Raw genomic sequence first — 20,084 nt, 5'->3', positions numbered from 1 at the left:
AGGACCTGTGTCGTTCACAGAAATTGAGTACACCCTTGAACCTGTGGGAGCTGGCTTGCCAGCGAAGAGGCCCGACCAGACACCACTGAAACCGAGGTAAACCGATGACCCAGCCACAATGGCTCAGAAATGTCCGCCCCTACGGCGGCCCCGCCGAAGACCTGCTGATCGAAAACGGCCGGTTCACCCAGCGCCGCCCGGCCTCGAACATCCCGCTGGCCGCCAGCGACATCGACGGCCACAAACAATTGCTCACCGCGCCACTGGTGGAAAGCCACGTCCACCTCGACAAGACCCTCTACGGCCAGCCGTGGCGCCCGAACAGCGCCGGCCCGACGCTCAAGGACTACATCAGTAACGAACGCCGGGTACTGCGCGAAGTTCAGGCGCCGATTGCCGAACGCGCCGGTGCGCTGCTGGAAAACTGCATCGCCCGTGGCTCGCTGACGATGCGCTGTCACGTCGACATCGACCCCGAATTCGGTCTGCGCCACGTCGAAGCCATGCTGCATCTACGCGAACGCTACAAAGACGTGATCGACCTGCAACTGGTGGTGTTCCCGCAGACCGGGCTGATCAGCCGCCCCGGCACCGCCGAGCTGATGCGCGAAGCCATGGCCCTGGGCGTGGAAAACGTCGGCGGCCTCGACCCGTGCGGCATCGATAACGACCCGATTGCGCAGCTGGATTTCGTCTTCAGACTCGCCGCCGAGTTCGGCCGTGGCGTCGACATTCACCTGCACGACAAAGGTGAACTGGGCCTGTGGCAAATCGCGCGAATCGCCGAATACACCGAACACTTCAACCTGCAGCATCGGGTGATGATCAGCCACGCCTACTGCCTGGGCATGCTGCCGTGGAGCCAGGTGCGACCAGTGGCCGAGCGCCTCGCCGCATTGGGCATTTCGCTGATGAGTTCGGCGCCGGCCGACACCGCTGTGCCACCGTTTCTGGCGTTACGCGAAGCCGGCGTCAACGTGTGTCTCGGCTCCGACGGCATTCGTGATGCGTGGTCGCCAATGGGCAACGGCGACATGCTCGAGCGGGCGATGCTGCTGGCGTTTCGTTTCGATCTGGGCAAGGACGATGAACTGGCGGCGGCGTTCGAAGCGGCCACGGTCAATGGCGCGGTTGCGCTGGGAGTTACCGATTACGGCTTCGATCTCGGACGGCCAGCGGACTTTCTGCTGATGCCGGTCGAGACCCTTGGCGAGGCCGTGGTGGCGCGTCCGGTGCGTGAGGTCTATCGCGGCGGTGCGTTGATCGCCAGCGGTGGTCGTCTGCTGGACAGTCGCCTGTGAAACGCATCGGCTTGCGCGCCAGTTGCGTGGTCGGCTTCGACGGCACGCAGCACGTGCTGTGGCGTGACGGTGAGGTGGTGTTCGCCGGCTCGCGGATCGAGTTCGTCGGGCGCGGCTATCAGGGGCCGGTAGATCAGTGGATCGACTACGGCAATGCGCTGATCGGCCCCGGCTTCATCGATCTGGACGCGTTGGGAGATCTGGACTCCACCGTGCTGACCCTCGACAACGGCGACGAGCGCAGCATGGGTCGCATGTGGTCTGCCGAATATCTGGCAGCAGGCCCGCGTGAAACCTACAGCCCCGAAGAAGAAATCTTCAAATACCGCTACGCCTTCACGCAGTTGATCCGCAACGGCATCACCACGGCGATGCCGATCACCTCGATGTACTACCGCGAGTGGGCCGAGACCTACGCCGAGTTTGCCGCCGTCGCAGGCGTTGCCGGTGAACTCGGGCTGCGTACCTACCTCGGCCCTTGCTACATGAGCGGCATGAGCTACTGGCGCGCCGACGGCACACTCGCCCATCACTGGGATGAAGAACGAGGGTTGGCCGGGCTTGCGGCGGCTGAACGTTTCTTCAAGGACTTCGACGGTGCCCACAACGGCTTGATTCGCGGCGCGCTGTTGCCCGATCGCATCCAGACCTGCACCCCGGCGCTGCTGCAACGCACCTCGGCGTTGAGCCGCGAACTGAATGCGCCAATGCGCCTGCATTGCTGCCAGGCGCGCAGCGAAGTGGCAATGGTCGAGCAGTTGCGCGGCACTTCACCGCTGGGCTGGCTGCAACAACTGGACTTGCTGACGCCGCGCAGCCTGTTGCCTCACGGCATCTACACCCGTGGTGACGACGATCTGCAACGGGTGATCGACGGTGGCGCCAGCCTGGTGCACTGCCCGTTGGTGTTCGCCCGCGATGGCGAGGCGCTGAACTCGTTCGGGCGCTATCGGGCCAAGGGCATCAACTTCGCCCTCGGCACCGACACCTGGCCGGCGGACTTGCTGGCAAACATGCGCCACGGTTTAAACGTCGCACGCCTGATGGAAGGCGATGCTTCGCTGACCAGCAGCCTCGATCTGTACAACGCCGCCACCCTTGGCGGCGCCAGGGCTTTGGGCCGCGATGACCTCGGACGTCTGGCTTCCGGTGCCAAGGCTGACATTACCGTGTTCAGCCTGCGCGGCCTGCATCTGGGGCCGCTGTTCGACCCATTGAAAAACCTGCTGCTGGCCGGGCGCGGCGACGATTGCATCGCCAGTTACATCGACGGTCGCTGCGTGATGCACGACGGTCAGGTCAATGGCGTCGACTACCCCACCCTGCAACGTCAGGCCCAGCGCCAATACGAAAAACTCATGCGCAGCCACAGCGAGCGGGCCTTTGCTCGCCCGGACTGGAAGACCCTGTTCCAGCCAGCCATCCCGTTCGCTGACGACTACAGCGCCGAAGCGCCATTGAGCGCAATCGATCCACTTCTTTAGAGATATCTGCCATGCACAGCTTCGACTTCAGCCAGCTCAGCCCCCGGGAAAAATACAAGATCCTGATCGGCAGCGTGGTGCCACGCCCGATTGCCCTGGTCACCACCATTGATGGTGAAGGCCGGGTCAATGCCGCACCGTTCAGCTTCTTCAACGCGCTGTCCGCCGATCCGCCGATTCTTGCCCTTGGCGTGGAAAACTACGGCGACCAAAGCCCCAAGGACACCACGCGCAATATCCAGTTGAATCAGGAATTCACGGTGAACATCGTCAGCGATGCATTGGTGGAAGCGATGAACGTTTGCGCCGTGCCGTTCGCTCCGGGCTTTGATGAACTGACCGCCGCCGGCCTGACGGCGATCCCCGGCACCACAGTCAAATGCCCGCGCATCGGCGAGGCACCGGTGGCGCTGGAGTGTCGACGGATGATGGCGCTGAACATCGGTCAGTCGCGGGAGATCATTTTTGGCGAGGTGCTGATGGCGCATGTGCGCGAAGAACTGATCGATCCAAAAACGCTGTACATCGATCAGTTGGGCCTAGATGCGATCGGGCGCATGGGCGGCCATGGCTATGCGCGGACCCGGGATTATTTCGACTTGCCGACCCGCTCGTTGCAAGCGTGGACGGAAGCGCCGGGGGGTGGCGAACGGTTCTGGCCTTCTGCCAAATAAACGCCAACAGCAAAAGATCGCAGCCTGCGGCAGCTCCTACATGTGGAATGCAATCCCCTGTAGGAGCTGCCGCAGGCTGCGATCTTTTGATCTTCAGTCCGTGCCGTATTTCGGCGAACGCGGGCCATACAGCAAGCCGGCGTGTTGCCCCGCCGACAACAGGCGATTGCTCGCCACACCGGCAATCGGGTATCCGGCATCGGTCGAACTGTTGATCACCTGCTTCACCGCGGCGGTGATCAGCATGCCGACCAACCCGCCACCGCTGTTGTTGCCGCCCTCTTCACTCGACGCCCGGGCCGAACCGGTCCACAGCGTGGTGCCGGATTTCAGGTCCACCAGTTTGGCGGTCGCGGTTACCGCGGTTTCGCTGCTAATCACCATGTAGCGCGTACCGTATTCGGTCACGGTGATGTACAGCGCAGCGTCGGCGCCGAAAATTTCCTTGAGCTTGTTGGCCGGAGCCTGATGAATGTCATCCGGGGTGGTCAGGCCGTTCTGGCGGAAGGTTTCGTCCACCAGGGCGATCGGCAGCACGTAGTAACCGGCTTCGGCCAGCGGGAACGTCACCTGCGACAGCAGGCTGTACGACGCCTTCACGTCGGGCGATGTATTGAGCGGTGGCAGCACCAGAATGGTCTTCGGCCGCGCTTGTTTGTACGCCGAGTAATCCACGGTTTTCGGCGCGACGCAGCCACCGAGTACGGTCAGGGCCAAACCGGCGGCCAACAGTTTCAGGGTGCGCGAGATCATTGGGCGTCTCCGGTCTTGGCGTTTTTAAGCAGAAAATCCATGTACGGGCCGGACTCGGGGAACAGCGCTTTCTCGGTGCGGAACTGCTGCACCATCTGATCGTCCTTGCCCATGCTCAGGTACAGCAGACCGAGGTGCGCGTGGTAACCCGGCGGCACGGCCTTGCCGGTGGAACGGATCTTCTGCAGGTCGCGCTCCAGCACTTCGGCCTGGGCTTCCTTCGGCTCTTCGCCCTTGAAGTATTCGTAGACCTGCGGTTGGTAGTCTTCCCACTGGTACAGGGTTTTCGGGCTGCTGCAACCGGCCAGCAAGGCGCTGGCGGCCAGCGTCAGGGCCAGCAGCGACCGCGACAAAGTCAGATTCATGGGTGTTGCTCCTTGCAATGAATAGCGATCAGTTGGCCGGTTTCCAGGCACCGGCGTTCATGCCATCGACCAGACGATTGATCGCCTCGCGCATGGCCAGATCGAGGACTTTGCCGTTGAGGGTGGAGTCGTACGCAGCGGTGCCGCCGAAGCCGATGATTTCGCGGTTGGACAAGGCGTATTCGCCGGCGCCCTGAGTCGAATACACCACTTCGGAAGTGCTGATGTTGACGATGTTCAGGTTGACCTTGGCGTAGGCAACCTGGGTCTTGCCCCGGCCGAGAATGCCGAACAACTGATGGTCGCCGGTTTCCTTGCGGCCAAACTCGGTGACGTCACCGGTGACCACGTAATCGGCACCCTTGAGGCGCTGAGCCTGGCCCTTGATCGCGGCTTCCTGCTGGATCTCGCCCATGTTGTCGCGATCCAGTACCGAGAAACGGTTGGTCTGCTGCAAGTGAGTGATCAGGATGGTTTTGGCCTGCCCGCCGAGACGATCGACGCCGTCGGAGAAGATCCCGCGCATGTAGCTGGAGCGGTTATCGAACTTGCCCACCGCCATCGGCACACGAGCGCCGGTCCAGACTTGCGCGGCGCTCTCGACCTTGGCCACCGGCAGTGCGCGGGAGCTTTCGGTAGCGCACCCGGCCAGGGAGCTGGCGAGGGTGCCGAGCACGGCAATCGCAACGCCTGAGACCAACATCCTGGAGATCATTCTCACTGTGCATTCCTTCTGAAAAAAACGATGTGTCCCGGCACGGCAACGCAGTGGGGAGCGGGAAAAGGGGCGGCATTATGACAAAGTGCCATCATTCGCGACAGATTTTTTTGACGCCAATGAATTGGCTGATCTGAACACCACAAATCCCCCCTGTAGGAGCTGCCGCAGGCTGCGATCTTTTGACTTGGTTTTTTAAAAACAAGATCAAAAGATCGCAGCCTGCGGCAGCTCCTACAGGGGGATCGGTGTTAGTGGAAGTCGCGGCTTTGTACGCGGATGCCGTCGAGCAGCGGAGTCAGATCGCTCAGCCGCCCGGCGATCAAATGCCGGACTTCGCCTTCGCGCTCCCAGCGGCCATCGACCTTGAGCAGTTGCGAGCCGACCAGCACCTGGCGCTGACGCTCGGCCAGATCGCGCCAGACCACCACGTTGACGTTGCCGAACTCGTCTTCGAGGGTGACGAAGGTCACGCCGCTGGCGGTGCCCGGCCGCTGACGCCCGGTGACCAGCCCGGCGATGCTCACTGGCCGGCCGTGTTCGACGTCCAGCAATTCCTGCGAGCTGCGGCAACGCCGTGCCTTGAGTTCACCGCGTAGCAGCGCCAACGGATGCGGCCCCAGCGTGGTGCCGATGGTCGCGTAATCGGCCTGCAGGTCCTCGCCGACGCTCGGTTTGGGCAGCAGCACATCCGGCTCTTCCTGACTCGGCAACCCGGCAAACAGGCCCAGCTGTTTCTGCACCCCGGCCACTTCCCAGCGTGCGCGATGCCGATGCCCGGCCATGCCGCGCAACGCTCCGGAATCGGCCAGCAGCGCCTGGGCGCGGCTGTCGAGCGCGGCGCGTTCGCCAAGATCGGCGACATCGGCAAACGCCCCCCGCGCCCGCGCCGCTTCGATGCGCCGGGCATCCTCCTCGCGAAAACCCTTGATCATCCGCAGCCCCATGCGGATCGCCGGTTGCGCGCCGCTGATCGGTTCGAGGCTGCAATCCCAGTCGCTGGCGCGCACGTCCACCGGACGGATCTGCAATTGGTGGCGGCGCGCGTCCTGAAGGATCTGATCCGGGCTGTAGAAACCCATCGGCCAGCTGTTGATCAGCGCACAGGCGAACGCTGCCGGTTCGTGGCACTTGAGCCAGCAACTGGCATAAGTCAGCAAGGCGAAACTGGCGGCGTGGGATTCGGGAAAGCCGTAACTGCCGAAACCCTTGATCTGCTCGAAAATCTGCGCGGCGAATTCCGGGGTGTAGCCGTTTTTCTTCATGCCGGCGGCCAGACGTTCCTTGTGCGGCTCCAGCCCGCCGTGGCGTTTCCACGCGGCCATCGAGCGGCGCAACTGATCAGCCTCGCCTGGGCTGTAGTCGGCGGCGACAATGGCGATCTGCATCACCTGCTCCTGAAACAGCGGCACGCCGAGGGTGCGCTTGAGCACCACTTCCAGCTCCGGCGAGGGATAGGTTTCCGGTTCTTCCTTGTTGCGTCGGCGCAGATACGGATGAACCATGCCGCCCTGAATCGGCCCCGGGCGGACGATCGCCACCTCGATCACCAGATCGTAGAACTTTGCCGGTTTCAGCCGCGGCAGCATCGACATCTGCGCCCGGGATTCGATCTGGAACACGCCGATGGTGTCGGCGCGGCTGATCATCTCGTAGGTCGGTTTGTCTTCGGGTGGAATCGTCGCCAGGCTCAGATTCTGATGGCGATGACGGCGCAGCAAGTCGAAGCAGCGACGGATCGCACTGAGCATGCCGAGGGCGAGGATATCGACCTTGAGCAGCCCGACCGCATCGAGGTCGTCCTTGTCCCACTGAATGATCGTGCGCTCGGCCATGGCCGCGTTTTCCACCGGCACCAGGGTGTCCAGCGGCTGCTCGGAAATCACGAAACCGCCGGGGTGTTGCGACAGGTGCCGGGGAAAACCGATCAGTTGCCCGGTCAGGCTCAGCACCCGGCGCAGCAGCGGGCTGTCGGGGTCGAAGCCGCCTTCGAGCAAGCGCGCCAGCGGCGGCGTTTCATCGCTCCAGTGACCGCAGCAATCGGCCAGCGCATTGATCTGATCCGGCGGCAGCCCCAAGGCCTTGGCCACGTCGCGCACCGCACCGGCGGCGTGGTAGGTGCTGACCACCGCCGTCAGCGCCGCACGCCGCCGGCCATAACGGCGAAACACGTATTGCAGGACTTCTTCGCGGCGTTCGTGTTCGAAGTCAACGTCGATGTCCGGCGGCTCGTTGCGTTCTTTCGACATGAAACGCTCGAACAGCAGCGTGGTGCGGTCCGGGTCGATCTCGGTGATGCCCAGGGCAAAACACACCGCCGAGTTGGCCGCCGAACCACGGCCCTGACAAAGGATTTTTTGCTGGCGGGCGAAATGCACCACATCGTGCACGGTGAGGAAGTAGCTTTCGTAGCCGAGTTCGGCGATCAGCTTCAGTTCCTTGTTGATCTGCCTTAACACCTTGAAGGGCGCGCCTTTTTCCCAGCGCCAGGCGATGCCCTCTTTAGTCAACTGCCGCAACCAGGAACTGCCGGTGTGCCCCTCTGGCACCAGCTCCTTCGGATATTGATAGCGCAACTCGCCCAGCTCGAACGTGCAACGCCGGGCCAGTTGCACCGAGGTGTCGAGCAACGCTTGCGGATACAGCTCGCGCAACACGTCGAGGCTGCGCAAGTGCCGTTCGCCATTGGGGTGCAGGCGCAACCCGGCCTCGGCCACCGGGACGTGATGGCGGATCGCGGTCATGGTGTCCTGCAGGGCGCGCCGGCCACGGGCGTGCATGTGCACATCGCCGCTGGCCACGGCGACAATCTGCAACTGATCGGCCAGATTCAGCAGGGCCGTCAGCCGCCGCCGGTCGTCCTGCCCGCAATGCAGCTGCACCGCCAGATACAGGCGCTCGCCGAAGGTCTGTTTCAGCCAGCGCCCCTCCTCCACGTCATCGACACTGTCCGGCACCCACATGGCGAACAATCCCGGCAGCGGCTCGCTGAAATCCTCGCGCAGCACCTGGTACTGGCCCTTCTGCGTCCGCCGTCGGGCCTGAGTGATCAAGCCGCACAAGGCCTGATAGCCCGCAAGATTCTCCACCAGCAGTATCAGTTTCGGGCCGTTATCGATGCGGACTTCGCTGCCGATGACCAGCGGCAGCTCCACTGATTTCGCCGCTTGCCAGGCGCGGACGATCCCGGCCAGCGTGCATTCATCAGTGATCGCCAGCGCCTGATAACCGTGTTTTTTCGCCCGCTGAAACAGCTCCAAGGCACTGGAGGCACCGCGCTGGAAACTGAAGTTCGACAGGCAGTGCAGCTCGGCATAACCCTCGCTCATGCAAACCAGCCCTGCAGCCACAACGGACCGCCCTCGCCCACCGCCCGATAGGCCCAGCCCTGCTGACCGGCGTGGTTCTGGATCAGGTAATAATCGCGGCGCACGTCATCACCGTCCCACCAGCCGGACTCGATGCGCTCCGGGCCCATGAGGATCCGTGCCGAACCTTCGGCCACGCTCTGCGGTTCGCCGAGCAGCCAGCCCGGGCGCTGCACACTCGGCAACCCGCTGCAACGCTGCTTGTCGACGCCGTTCTGCCAGGCACATTCCGGGCGATGGTCGGCCTGAAAGCGCAGGCCCTGCACCGCGTCATCGCCGAGCCGTGCGCGCAGGCGTTCGCGCAATTGCTCCCAGGGCAAGGTCTGTTGCGGACGGTCATCGAACAGTTCCTGAAACTGCGGCACGAAACTCGGCAGATCCTCGGCGCGCAGGCGAAAACCACGCACCGGGGCCTCCACCTGCACTTGCTCCAGCCGCCCCCGGGCCAGTTCGAAAAGCATCGCCGGATCGCGCTCGGCGCTGAGCAGGCCGACCTTGATCACCGTGTCCGGCAACCCGGCGTGTTCCAGATGCAGGTCGAAACGCTGCACGCCGCTGTCACGTCCGCAGAGGAACGCCGACAGGTCAGCGGTCAATCGACGTAACGGGAACAACAGCGCCTGATGGGATTGCACGTCGAAATTCAGTTCGATGCGCACATCGAAACGATCCGGCGGCAGATAGAACGCCAAGGCCAGCGGCCGTGCGCCGAACAAGGTGTCGAGATGCTTGAGCATTGAGGCTTCGAAGCGCCGGGCCAGGGCCTGGCGCGGCAGGCTCTGCAGCTGGTTCAGGTTGCGCAGGCCCATGCGCGTCAGCGCCGTGGCGACCTGCGGCTCCAGCCCGACACGGTCGACGGGCAACTGCCCGAGGTGATGTTGCAGGGCTTCACCGTCCGGTACGACGAGACCGTCATAGGCGTTGGCCAGCACCCGCGCCGCCACCGGATTCGGTGCGGCGACGATGCGATGGCGGAAGCCCAGCTCGGTCAGTTCCTTGCGTAACCGTGCTTCGAACTGCGCCCACGAACCAAACAGGCCCAGGCTGGATTCGATCTCGAACACCACGGTACGCGGGTAATGCACGCTGACCTGCGCGCTGAAGCGATAGGCCCACGCGGCAAGAAACTGTTGCCAGTGTTCGACCTCGGCCAGGTCGTAATCGGCAGTGGCAAAGCCTTTGCTCAGGGCCTGGGCGGCGGTCATCGACTGGCCGGCGCGCAGGCCGAGCTGACGCGCCGCCGGATTGACCGCTTGCAGCACCCGGCGCTGGGCCGGGCCGCTGAGCAGCACCAACGGCTCATCGGGATCGGCACGCTGACGCAGCACCGCGTCGAGGGCCAATTGCGGGAACAGAATACACACCCAGCGCATGATGACCTCAGTGCCCAACGGCAAACGCAATCGGCGCCGTGCGCGCCAGCCCGCCCCGGCATTTGAGTACACGCAACTGCGCCGGTCTGGCGTCGATGGCAATGCGTAGCGCGGCCGGCGACGGGTTGATCGCCTCGCTCAGCGGGCGCCAGGCAAACGCCAGGGTCTGGCCGGTTTCCGCCGCCACCTGCAGGCGCCGCAACGCACGATCATCGGCCTTGTGCGGCCAGCACAGCACCGCGCCGCAACTGCCGGAACGCAGGCATTGTTCCGCCGCCCACAAGGCATCGCGTTCGCTGGCCTGGATCACCGACAACTGGCGCAGATCGACCCCGGCGTTCGCCCACGCCTGCGGGTACGGCACGAACGGGGGCGCCACCAGCACAATGCGCTCGCCCGCCGCCGACAGCCGCGCCAGGGTCGGCCACACCAGTTGCAGCTCGCCGACCCCGGGGCCGGCCAGGAGGATTTCGCTCAGCGCCGCTTCCGGCCAGCCGCCGCTGGGCAACGCCGCATCCAGCGCGGCATGCCCGGTGGGTTGCGGGCTGGCCGCCGGCGGCGCAGGCCGGCCCTTCCAGACCTGGCCGCCATTGAACAGCGTATCGAGTGCGACGACGGCGCCCATCAGCCTTGCCTCACCAGACCGCAGAACACGCCTTCGATGGCCAGGTCCTGATCGTCGCGCACGACAATCGGCTGGTACGCCGGGTTGCGCGGCAGCAGCCGGACTTCATCGCCGACGCGCTCGAAGCGTTTGATCGTCACTTCACCGTCGAGGCGCGCCACCACGATCTGGCCGTTGAGCGCCTCGGGATTGCGCCGCACACCGACCAGATCGCCGTCGAGAATGCCGTCCTCGATCATCGAATCGCCCTGCACCCGCAGCATGTAATCGGGGGTGCGGGAGAACAGCGCAGGGTCGAGCATCAAGCGGTTATGGATGTCGGCATCAGCGCCAATCGGCGCACCGGCGGCGACCCGACCGAGCACGGGAATATCCAGGAGCTCCGGCCGCGCGGGTTGCCCAAGCAGGCGAATGCCCCGGGCCTGGTGCGGATTGACCTCGATAAACCCGGCTTCGGTGAGCGCCAGCACATGCTTGCGCGCCACGCTGCGCGAGGCAAAACCAAAAGCCTCGCTGATTTCAGCGAGGCTTGGGGGCTGACCGTGTTCGGCGATGCGTTCGCGGATAAAGGTCAGGATGGCGGTACGGCGGGGAGTCAGGTTCGTCATGGAGTACATTTGTACTCCTGGGGGATTTTACTGACAAGCACCGCCAGTCGGCCTGGGCCGGCGATCCACAAAAATCAAAAGATCGCAGCCTCGTTTCACTCGGCAGCTCCTACAAAAGAGGCGACCCGGGAACTGTGTAGGAGCTGCCGAAGGCTGCGATCTTTTGATTTTAAAAAGCAAGATCAAAAGATCGCAGCCTCGTTTCACTCGTCAGCTCCTACAGGGGGAATGGATGTCAGTTGAGGCCGCGTTCGGCGAGGAAGGCGGCGATGTAATCGATGAACGCCACGACCTTGGCCGTGGCCCGTCGATGGCTCGGGTACACCGCGAGGATGTGCGGGCCGAAGGTGTCGGGGTCGATTTCGTAGTCAGCCATGACCCGCACCAGACGCCCGTCAGCGATGTACGGCGCGGCACTCCACAGCGGCGTGTGCAGCAAGCCGCGTCCTGCCAGGGCACCGGCCAGCAGCAGGTCGTAATTATCGCTGCGCAAGCGCGGTGCCGATGGCTGTGCCAGGCTCAGGCGCTGGCCGTCGCGCTCGGCCCACCGGAACTCGCGGCTGAGCAACGGATGCTGATACAGCAGCCAGTCATGCTGCTCAAGGGTTTGCGGATTCACCGGCAATCCCTTGCGCGCCAGATAGTCCGGGCTGCCGCACAACGCCAGTCGATTGCTGCCGACCACCCGCGCAATCAGCCCCGGCAAGTCGTCATGGCCCTCGCGCAAGGCCAGGTCGTAGCCGCTTTCCAGCAGATTGACGAACGCGTCGCACAGGTCCACTTGCAGGCTGATCTGCGGGTATTGCTGCAAAAAGCCGTCACACACCTGATCGAGAAACGCCCGCCCGTACGCCAGCGGTGCGGTGATTTTCAAGCTGCCGCGCAGACCATGCTGCAACTGTTCGATTTCCTCGCCGGCCTCCTCCAGCCGCTGCAACACCAGCCGCGCGGTTTCCAGGTACACCCGGCCGATTTCGGTCAACAGGATCCGCCGTGTACTGCGCTCGAACAACCGTGCGCCGAGTTCCGACTCCAGGTGATTGACCGCTTTGGTCAGGGCCGACGGGGTCTTGCCCAGTTGCTCGGCCGCGCGGCTGAAACTGCCGAGTTGCGCGGTGACCACGAACATTTTCAGTGCACCCAGCTTGTCCATGCTTTTTCCATTCAGGCAAAAACGTTTTTCGTGAGGGAGGCGTTCTGTCGGCCAGTGTCAGCCACTAATCTGGCCATCAGACGCAATAACAAGGAAATCTTCAATGAAAAGATTCATCCCGAGCCTGCTGGTGAGCGCTGTAAGTTTTGCCTCGATGGAAGCCATGGCCGCCACCGATCTGGTGCTGGTGAACGGCAAGATTTTCACCGCCGATCGCACGCAACCGAAGGTGCAGGCGCTGGCCGTGGAAAACGGCAAGGTGCTGAAAGTCGGCACCGATGCGCAAATCAAGGCTTTGATTGAACCCGGCACACAAGTGATCGACCTAGGCGGCAAAACCCTGATGCCGGGTTTGATCGACAGTCATTCCCACGCAATTTTCGGCGGCCTGGAAATGGTCTCGGCCAACATGGAAGACGAAGTCGTCGCCCTCGATGAATTGCAAAAGCGTCTGCGCGCCTGGCGTGATGACGGCAAGGCGAAACACGGCGACGTGCTGAGCATCGCCGGCATGAGTTCGGCGTACTGGGCGCAGGCCGAAGCGCTGGGCAAGACGTTCAACCAGGGCGAATGGGCCGACGTGCCGGTGGTGTTCATCGGCAGCGATCACCACACCGCATGGGCCAACAACGTGATGCTCAAGCGCGCCGGTATCGACGCGGCGTTGCTCAAGAACCTGCCCAACGCGGAAAAAGACACCATCGGCAAACTGCCAAGCGGCGAGCCCAATGGTTTTGTGGTCGACGCCGGTTGGGATCGGGTCGCCGCAAAAATGCCGGTGCCAAGCCCTGCCGACATGCTCAACGCGGCCAAATCCGCCGTGCGTTTCAACAACAGCCTCGGCATCACCGCGTGGATGGATCCGGCCGCCAACGCCGCGCCGGGCGAGGCCGTGTTCGCGCTCAAACCCACCGAGAAAACCGTCGGCGTGCTGCCGGCCTACAAAGCGTTGTCGGCCAGTGGCGACATGAGTGTGCATGTCGCCGCGCTGCTGGTCGCCAATCCGAAAAGCGTGCCCGCCGACCTCGACACGCTGGATAAGGTGCGCCAGCAGTTTCAGGGCATCCCCAACCTGAGCCTGCCCGGGATCAAGATCTTCGCCGATGGCGTGATCGAGTACCCGGCGCAGAGCGCGGCGATGATCGATCCGTACAGCAACTCGCACAAACAGGGCGAGCTGCTGATCGATCCAGAGCATTTCGGCGAACTGGTCAGCGCCATCGACCAGCGCGGCTGGCTGGTGCACATCCACGCCATCGGCGACCGCGCGGTGCGTGAATCGCTCAACGGTATCGAGCGCGCGCGCAAAGATCGGCAGAGCGGCATCACTCACTCGATCACCCACCTGCAAATGGTAAACCCGAAAGAGTTCGCCCGCTTCAAGCCGCTGAACGTGATCGCTTCGATGCAACTGCTGTGGGCCAGCGCCGACGACTACACCACCGACATGATCAAACCCTACGTCAGCGCCCTCGCCTTCCGTTATCAATACCCGGCGCACTCGCTGCTGAAACAGGGCGCGACGATTGCCGGTGCCAGCGACTGGCCGGTGTCCTCGCCCAACCCGTTCAACGCCATGGCCCAGGCCATCACCCGCATCGGCCCGCTGGGGGTGCTGAATGCCGACGAGCGACTGGACCGCGAAACCATGTTCTACGCCTACACCGCCAATGCGGCGCGGACCATTGGCCTGGACAAGCAGATCGGCTCACTGACGCCGGGTAAACAGGCCGATTTCATCGTGGTCGATCGCGACGTGTTCAGCGTCGACGAAAAAGCCCTGCATGACACCCAGGTGCTGCAGACCTGGTTCGCTGGCCGCCAGGTCTACACCGCCACCCCATAACAACTCGTTCCCCGTGTAGGAGCTGCCGAAGGCTGCGATCTTTTGATCTTGTTTTTAAAAGATCGCAGCCTTCGGCAGCTCCTACAGGTTTTGCGTCCAGCCCCTAAAACAATCACAACACCGGGACTTCACATGAAAGCCTTGCCCTTGCTCGCCTTGAGTTCCTTGAGCCTGCTGCCCCTGAGCAGCCACGCAATTCCCCTGAACGACGATTTCGCCGTACTGGTCGACCTGACCCTGGCCAGCGACTACCGCACCCGCGGCATCTCGCAAACCCAGAATGACCCGGCTGTGCAGGCCGGTCTGACCCTGGCCCACAGCAGCGGTTTGTACGCGGGGGCCTGGAGTTCCAACGTCGATTTCGGCGGCGGTCTGAAAACCCGGCAGGAAGTCGATTACTACGCCGGCTGGCTGTGGCAAGCCACCGAGGATGTCAGCCTCGATCTGGGCTACATCAAGTACGCCTACCCCAGGGAAAGCCAGTTCAACCAGAGCGAGGTTTACGGGATTCTCGGCTTCCACGGGGTGAAGCTGGCGGCGTATTACTCCGGCGATGCGCCGGGAATCGACAGCAAGCAGAGTTCGCTCTACACCTACGTCGGTTATGAAACCGAGCTGCCGTTCGATTCCGGCCTGAAGCTGCGTTACGGCAACATGGATCTCAAGGACCCGAATTTGTACTCGGCGTCCGGGCATGGCGAGGACAGTTACCGTGAATGGGAGGTCAAGCTGACCCACAACCTGGCCGGAGTGGTGTTGGGCCTGAGCTATATCGACACCGATCTGTCGCAGAGCCAATGCCTGAGCAACTGGGGATTCAAGGATGTGTGCACTGCAACGGTGGTCGCCAGCCTCAGCAAATCCTTCTGACCCCCCGCCCCGTGTAGGAGCTGCCGCAGGCTGCGATCTTTTGATTTTTGATTTTAAAAAGAAAGATCAAAAGATCGCAGCCTGCGGCAGCTCCTACAGGGAGTCGGGTGTTTGTTACGAGATGTTTACGGAATTTTTACTATTGTTCTTCTACAGTTACGCGCGTAACCGCGTGTGTTTTCTATTCTGCTGGAGGAATGTGAGTAATGGCTTTGGGCAAAGGACTGCGTTTACCGTCCATCACTTCAACCCGTCTGGTGCTGCTGTTTTCCCTGGCACTGGTGGCGCTGTACAACCTGGCGACCTGGAAGGCGCTGGGTAATCTGATCACCCTGCAGGGCGCGCACAAACTGGCGTTTTTTGCTTCGTTCGGGCTGTTCCTGTGGGCGGCGATCACCCTGCTGCTGACCCTTGTTTCGTTTCGCTGGACGCTGAAACCGGCGCTGACCGTGGTCGCGCTGCTCTCGGCCTGCGCCGCGTATTTCATGAACGAATACGGGATCACCATCGACACGGTAATGATCCAGAACGTGTTCGAAACCAACCCGGCCGAGGCTGCGGCGCTGTTCAACGGCAAGCTGCTGGCCTACGTGCTGTTGCTCGGCGTGCTGCCAGCGGTGCTGATCTGGCGCTGGCCGGTGAGTTATCGACCGTTCTTTCGCGGCGTGCTCAACAAGCTGCTGGTGATTGCCGCTTGCGTGCTGGTGATCGGTGCGTCGGTGGGCGCGTTCTATTCGACCTACGCGCCGATCTTCCGCGAAGAAGACAAGCTCACCCATTTCATCAACCCGACCAACTACATCTACGCCATCAGCAAGTACACCAAGCAACGTCTGGGCATCAAAAAGCATTTTGTGGTGCAGGCCATCGGTGAAGACGCGGTGATGAGCGCCAATGCCGCCAACCGCGAGAAGAAGTCGCTGATGGTGTTCGTGGTCGGCGAAACCGCCCGCGCCGATCATTTTTCGCTGAACGGCTATGCGCGCGAGACCAATCCCGAGCTGAGCAAACTGGACATCCTCAACTTCACTCAGGTGCACTCCTGCGGCACGTCCACGGCGGTGTCGGTGCCGTGCATGTTCTCGATGTTCCCGCGTGAGGATTACAGCGACAAGAAAGGCAAAACCTACGAAGGCCTGCTCGACATCCTGCAACGCGCCGGCGTGCAGGTGCTGTGGCTGGACAACAACAGTGACTGCAAGGGCACCTGCCTGCGCGTGCCGCACCGCGACATCGCGAAGAATCAGCCGGGGCCGTTCTGCGACGGCAACAACTGCCTCGATGAGGCGCTGCTGGCCGATCTGCAAAGCTACATCGACAGCCTCAGGGGCCACGCGATCATTGTCCTGCACGCCGACGGCAGCCACGGCCCGGAATACTACGAGCGCTACCCGAAAAGCATGGAGCGCTTCACCCCGATCTGCCACACCAACCAGTTGGGCAGTTGCAGCCGCGATGAACTGGTCAACGTGTACGACAACACCATCCTCTACACCGACCACTTCCTCGCCAAGGTGATCGAGTTGCTCAAACGCAATCAGGACTCACTGGACACCTCGATGGTGTATGTCTCCGATCACGGCGAATCGCTGGGTGAAAACGGTTTGTACCTGCACGCGGCGCCGTATGCACTGGCGCCGGAAGCGCAGACCCATGTGCCGATGGTGATGTGGTTCGGCAACAACACCTTGGCGCAGTTGGGGATCGATCGCGATTGCCTGCAAGGCAAGACCGGGCAGCCGGACCTGAGCCATGACAACCTGTTCCATTCGGTGCTGGGGTTGTTCGAGGTGAAGACCGCGCTGTATCAGCCGGGGCTGGATGTGTTTCGTGGGTGCCGGCCGGCGATGACGGCTGCGCAGTAACCCTAATTCTGGAAACCCGAAAAACCCTGTGGGAGCTGGCTTGCCAGCGATGGCGGTATGTCATTTACATAGATGCCTGGTGTGCCGGCCTCATCGCTGGCAAGCCAGCTCCCACAGGGAAAGCAGTGTTTTCAAGAACTGAGCTGGGCCAGATAGTCCCACGGGTAAATCCCGCGCTGATGGCCGTCACTGAACACCAGTTGCACGCCATAGCCCTGCGGGTTGATTTCGATCAGGCGGACGCGGTCATCCACCAGCGGAGTCCCACCTTTCAGGCGAAACGCGCGGCACTGCGAGCACGGGCACTGGCGGCGCAGTTCGGCGTGGTTGAGCTGCGATTCACGGCCGTCCGGCCAGCTCAGGCGCAGTGTCCGTTCGTTTTGCGAGTTGCCCACCGACAGCGGGCTCATTGCAGCTGACTCAAGGCAATCCGCACCGCTTTGCGCACTTCCGGATCTCCGTCATCCTGCGCCGCCTGCAACGCCGCCACCGCACCGCGATCATTCAACTCACCGAGGGCCAGCGCGGCTTCCTTGCGCAGGTTGCTGATGCGATGGCCAAGCGTTTCGATCAGGGCGTCGAGCGCCGCAGCGAAGCGCAAACGCCCGAGGCTGCGGGTGGCGCGCAGGCGCACTTGCCAGTAGTCATCGCCGAGGGCTGCGATCAATGCCGGGCCGGCGTCGGTATGGCCGACCTTGCCCAGGGTTGTCGCCGCTTCTTCGCGCACTTGCCAGGCGTCGTCCTGCAGCGCCTGACGCAGGGCCGGCAGGACTTCAGCGCTGGAGGCCAATCCCAAAGCCCCGGTGGCGGCGCGGCGCACTTCGGTGTCCGGGTCGGCGCTGCACAGTCGCGCCAATGCCGGCAATGCGTCGAGCTGCTTGAGCCAGCCGAGCACGCCGACAGCTTCGCGGCGCACGTTGGCGTCGGCATCATCAAGAGCCGCGACTGCAGCAGGTGCCGCAGCGGCAAAACGCAATTCGCGCAAGGCACGGAACGCGGCGATTCGCACACTGACTTGCGCATGACCGGTCCACGGCAGAATCACCCGGCCGGCGGCTTCAGTTTTGAGCAGGCTCAGACTTTGCGCAGCGGCTGCCTGCACTGCTGCAGACGGATCGGTCAGTGCCTGACACAGCGCAGCCACCACCGGTTCGTCTTCCCACGCCTCCAGCAGCCGCGCGGCTTCGGCGCGGACTTCTTCGGCCGGATCTTCGCTCAGTCTTTCGACCAGCCACAGCAGGCCGTCCGGTTCTTCCAGATCCGCCAGATCAATCAGTGCAATGCGCCGCACACCGGCATCGTCAGCGGTCAGACGCGGTTGCAGGGCGAGGATGTCATCGTTATCGGTCACAGCAAAAAATGAGGTCATAGGGCAAATCGCGGCAAGGGGTTTTCGGGAGGCAGGCCGAGCGGATTGAGGCGCGGCAGCGGTCGGTCGTTGTCGTGGCGCAGCAGGTCGAGGCAATGGCGCTTGAGGCGAGAGAATTCGGCGCTGGTGACCAGTTCAGAAGTACGCGGGCGTGGGAAATCCAGCCGCAGGTCTTCGATGATTCGCCCAGGGCGCGCGCTCATCACCAGCAAGCGATCGGCGAGAAACAGCGCCTCGTCGATGTCGTGGGTGACGAACACCACAGTGGTGCGAATCCGTGTCCAGATGTCCAGCAGCAGTTCCTGCATGTTCAGTCGGGTCAAGGCATCCAGCGCGCCGAACGGTTCGTCCATCAGCAGCAGACGCGGACGGTTGACCAGCACCCGGGCGATTTCCACCCGCTGCTGCATACCGCCGGAGAGCTGATCGGGCCAGCGCTCGGCGAAGCCGTCGAGGCCCACCAGTTTGAGGATTTCATCGGCTGCGCGATGGCGTTCGGTTTTGCCGATGCCGCGCATTTTCAGGCCGAAGGCAACGTTGTCGCGCACCGTTCGCCACGGGAACAGCGTGTGGTGCTGGAACACCATGCCGCGTTGTGGCGACGGCCCGCTGACCTCGCCGCCATCGACTTTGAGGCTGCCGGTATGGGCGCTCAAGTGTCCGGCGAGTGCGCCGAGCAAGGTCGATTTACCGCAACCGGACGGGCCAAGAATGCACACGAACTGGCCCGGTTCGATCTGGCAATCCAGACCGTGCACGGCTTCGAAGGCTTGCTGCCCCTCACCGAGCACGATCGACAACTGGCGAATATCGATTCGCCCTTCCGGGGTTTGCATCGCGCTCATCAGGCTTTTCCTCGTGGCCGGTGCCAGGGCGTGAACAGCCCGCCCAGGCGTTTGATCAACAGGCTGCTGCCCATGCCCAGTACACCGATCAGCAGCATGCCGACGACGATATCGGCGTAGTTCTGAATGGTGTAGGACTCCCAGGTGTAGTAACCGATGCCGAACTGGCCGGAGATCATTTCCGCCGTCACCAGGCAGAACCACGAGGTGCCCATGCCGATGGCCAGCCCCGTGATGATGCTCGTTGCAGCGCCGGGCAAGATCACTTCCAGCAGAATCGCCCGGCGCCCTGCCCCGAGGCTTTTTGCCGAAGCGATCAGCCGTGGGTCGACGCCTTCAACGCCGTGCACGGTGTTGAGCAGGATCGGGAACAGCGCGCCGGTGAAGGTGATGAACACCATCGACAGCTCCGACGACGGAAACATCAGGATCGCCAGCGGAATCCACGCCACCGCCGGGATCGGCCGCAGCACTTCCAGCGGCGGCAGCAGCAGGTCTTCGGCCCATTTCGAGCGGCCGATGGCCAGGCCCAGAGCGATGCCGATCACCAGTGCCGCGAGGTAACCGGCGAAAACCCGGCTGAGGCTGGCGCTCAGGTGCTGCAGCAGCTTGCCGGAATCGCCCAGGCCCAGCGCCGCTTCGATCACGGCCAACGGCGTGGGCACGTTGGCGAAGGTGACCAGGCCAAGGTTCCAGTGGTGGCTGGCGGCGAGTTGCCAGAAGAGCAGGCAGAGCAGCAAAGACGCGGCCCTTGGAACCCAGCGCTTAATGGATCTGAACATAAATATTCCTTTCACCACGCCCCCCTGTAGGAGCTGCCGAAGGCTGCGATCTTTTGATCTGGATTTTGATTTTAAAAAGCAAGAT

General features: G+C 62.9%; 18 protein-coding genes. 6 read left to right on the top strand and 12 right to left on the bottom strand.

Going from position 1 to position 20,084, the window contains the following annotated elements:
- Window positions 1-104: 104 nt before the first annotated feature.
- The 3 genes from DBR18_RS11675 to DBR18_RS11665 are packed head-to-tail and all read left to right on the top strand — an operon-like array spanning window position 105 to window position 3,459.
- The gene (locus tag DBR18_RS11675; protein ID WP_108590428.1) at window positions 105-1,301 is read left to right on the top strand and encodes an amidohydrolase family protein; all 1,197 of its coding nucleotides are present in this window, start codon (window positions 105-107) and stop codon (window positions 1,299-1,301) included.
- Window positions 1,298-2,785 (top strand): amidohydrolase family protein, encoded by a 1,488-nt coding sequence (locus DBR18_RS11670; protein WP_108590427.1) that lies wholly within the window; start codon window positions 1,298-1,300, stop codon window positions 2,783-2,785. Before DBR18_RS11675 ends, DBR18_RS11670 begins: the two co-directional genes overlap by 4 nt.
- 11 nt (window positions 2,786-2,796) lie before the next feature.
- Window positions 2,797-3,459: a flavin reductase family protein gene (locus DBR18_RS11665; RefSeq protein WP_108590426.1), complete on the top strand. Its 663-nt coding sequence runs from the start codon at window positions 2,797-2,799 to the stop codon at window positions 3,457-3,459.
- A 93-nt stretch (window positions 3,460-3,552) separates the two neighbouring features.
- Here the strand turns inward: DBR18_RS11665 and DBR18_RS11660 are convergent, their stop codons facing one another.
- The 8 genes from DBR18_RS11660 to DBR18_RS11625 form a co-directional block, all read right to left on the bottom strand.
- Window positions 3,553-4,212 (bottom strand): DUF799 domain-containing protein, encoded by a 660-nt coding sequence (locus DBR18_RS11660; RefSeq protein ID WP_108590425.1) that lies wholly within the window; start codon window positions 4,210-4,212, stop codon window positions 3,553-3,555.
- Entirely contained in the window at window positions 4,209-4,577 is a 369-nt protein-coding gene (locus DBR18_RS11655; RefSeq protein ID WP_007969675.1) for a DUF4810 domain-containing protein, read from the bottom strand. The genes DBR18_RS11660 and DBR18_RS11655 overlap by 4 nt, the downstream gene beginning before the upstream one ends.
- A 28-nt stretch (window positions 4,578-4,605) precedes the next feature.
- Window positions 4,606-5,292, bottom strand: a complete 687-nt coding sequence (locus DBR18_RS11650; protein ID WP_177482372.1) for a CsgG/HfaB family protein — start codon at window positions 5,290-5,292, stop codon at window positions 4,606-4,608.
- A gap of 254 nt (window positions 5,293-5,546) precedes the next feature.
- Window positions 5,547-8,624 carry an error-prone DNA polymerase gene (locus tag DBR18_RS11645; RefSeq protein WP_108590423.1) on the bottom strand — a complete coding sequence of 1,026 codons (3,078 nt, stop codon included), beginning with the start codon at window positions 8,622-8,624 and terminating at the stop codon, window positions 5,547-5,549.
- Window positions 8,621-10,036 carry a DNA polymerase Y family protein gene (locus tag DBR18_RS11640; protein WP_108590422.1) on the bottom strand — a complete coding sequence of 472 codons (1,416 nt, stop codon included), beginning with the start codon at window positions 10,034-10,036 and terminating at the stop codon, window positions 8,621-8,623. Before DBR18_RS11640 ends, DBR18_RS11645 begins: the two co-directional genes overlap by 4 nt.
- Before the next feature lie 7 nt (window positions 10,037-10,043).
- Window positions 10,044-10,661 carry a translesion DNA synthesis-associated protein ImuA gene (gene imuA, locus DBR18_RS11635; RefSeq protein WP_007968686.1) on the bottom strand — a complete coding sequence of 206 codons (618 nt, stop codon included), beginning with the start codon at window positions 10,659-10,661 and terminating at the stop codon, window positions 10,044-10,046.
- Window positions 10,661-11,278 (bottom strand): transcriptional repressor LexA, encoded by a 618-nt coding sequence (gene lexA / locus DBR18_RS11630; RefSeq protein ID WP_108590421.1) that lies wholly within the window; start codon window positions 11,276-11,278, stop codon window positions 10,661-10,663. The genes imuA and lexA overlap by 1 nt, the downstream gene beginning before the upstream one ends.
- Before the next feature lie 226 nt (window positions 11,279-11,504).
- A complete protein-coding gene (locus tag DBR18_RS11625; protein WP_108590420.1) occupies window positions 11,505-12,422 on the bottom strand; it encodes a LysR family transcriptional regulator in 918 nt (305 codons plus the stop codon).
- 103 nt (window positions 12,423-12,525) lie between these two features.
- On the opposite strand from DBR18_RS11625, the gene DBR18_RS11620 reads away from it, so the two are divergent.
- From DBR18_RS11620 to DBR18_RS11610, 3 genes are all read left to right on the top strand, one after another.
- On the top strand, window positions 12,526-14,268 hold the full coding sequence (locus tag DBR18_RS11620) for an amidohydrolase (RefSeq protein WP_108590419.1): 1,743 nt from the start codon (window positions 12,526-12,528) through the stop codon (window positions 14,266-14,268).
- Between the two features lie 132 nt (window positions 14,269-14,400).
- Window positions 14,401-15,138 (top strand): TorF family putative porin, encoded by a 738-nt coding sequence (locus DBR18_RS11615; RefSeq protein WP_108590418.1) that lies wholly within the window; start codon window positions 14,401-14,403, stop codon window positions 15,136-15,138.
- A 206-nt stretch (window positions 15,139-15,344) separates the two neighbouring features.
- The gene (locus DBR18_RS11610) at window positions 15,345-17,003 is read left to right on the top strand and encodes a phosphoethanolamine transferase (RefSeq protein WP_108590417.1); all 1,659 of its coding nucleotides are present in this window, start codon (window positions 15,345-15,347) and stop codon (window positions 17,001-17,003) included.
- 131 nt (window positions 17,004-17,134) lie between these two features.
- On the opposite strand, the gene DBR18_RS11605 is transcribed toward DBR18_RS11610, so the two are convergent.
- From DBR18_RS11605 to DBR18_RS11590, 4 genes are read right to left on the bottom strand one after another with little or no spacing between them, the layout of a single operon-like run.
- The gene (locus DBR18_RS11605; RefSeq protein ID WP_108590416.1) at window positions 17,135-17,413 is read right to left on the bottom strand and encodes a DUF971 domain-containing protein; all 279 of its coding nucleotides are present in this window, start codon (window positions 17,411-17,413) and stop codon (window positions 17,135-17,137) included.
- Window positions 17,410-18,372 (bottom strand): HEAT repeat domain-containing protein, encoded by a 963-nt coding sequence (locus tag DBR18_RS11600; RefSeq protein ID WP_108590415.1) that lies wholly within the window; start codon window positions 18,370-18,372, stop codon window positions 17,410-17,412. Before DBR18_RS11600 ends, DBR18_RS11605 begins: the two co-directional genes overlap by 4 nt.
- Window positions 18,369-19,217, bottom strand: a complete 849-nt coding sequence (locus DBR18_RS11595) for an ABC transporter ATP-binding protein (protein WP_108590414.1) — start codon at window positions 19,215-19,217, stop codon at window positions 18,369-18,371. Before DBR18_RS11595 ends, DBR18_RS11600 begins: the two co-directional genes overlap by 4 nt.
- A complete protein-coding gene (locus DBR18_RS11590) occupies window positions 19,217-19,999 on the bottom strand; it encodes an ABC transporter permease (RefSeq protein WP_108590413.1) in 783 nt (260 codons plus the stop codon). The genes DBR18_RS11595 and DBR18_RS11590 overlap by 1 nt, the downstream gene beginning before the upstream one ends.
- Window positions 20,000-20,084: the final 85 nt, after the last annotated feature.

Origin of the sequence: Pseudomonas sp. HMWF021 (assembly GCF_003061005.1) — a bacterium.
GTDB lineage: Bacteria > Pseudomonadota > Gammaproteobacteria > Pseudomonadales > Pseudomonadaceae > Aquipseudomonas.
This window is presented reverse-complemented; position numbering and strand designations above follow the sequence as displayed.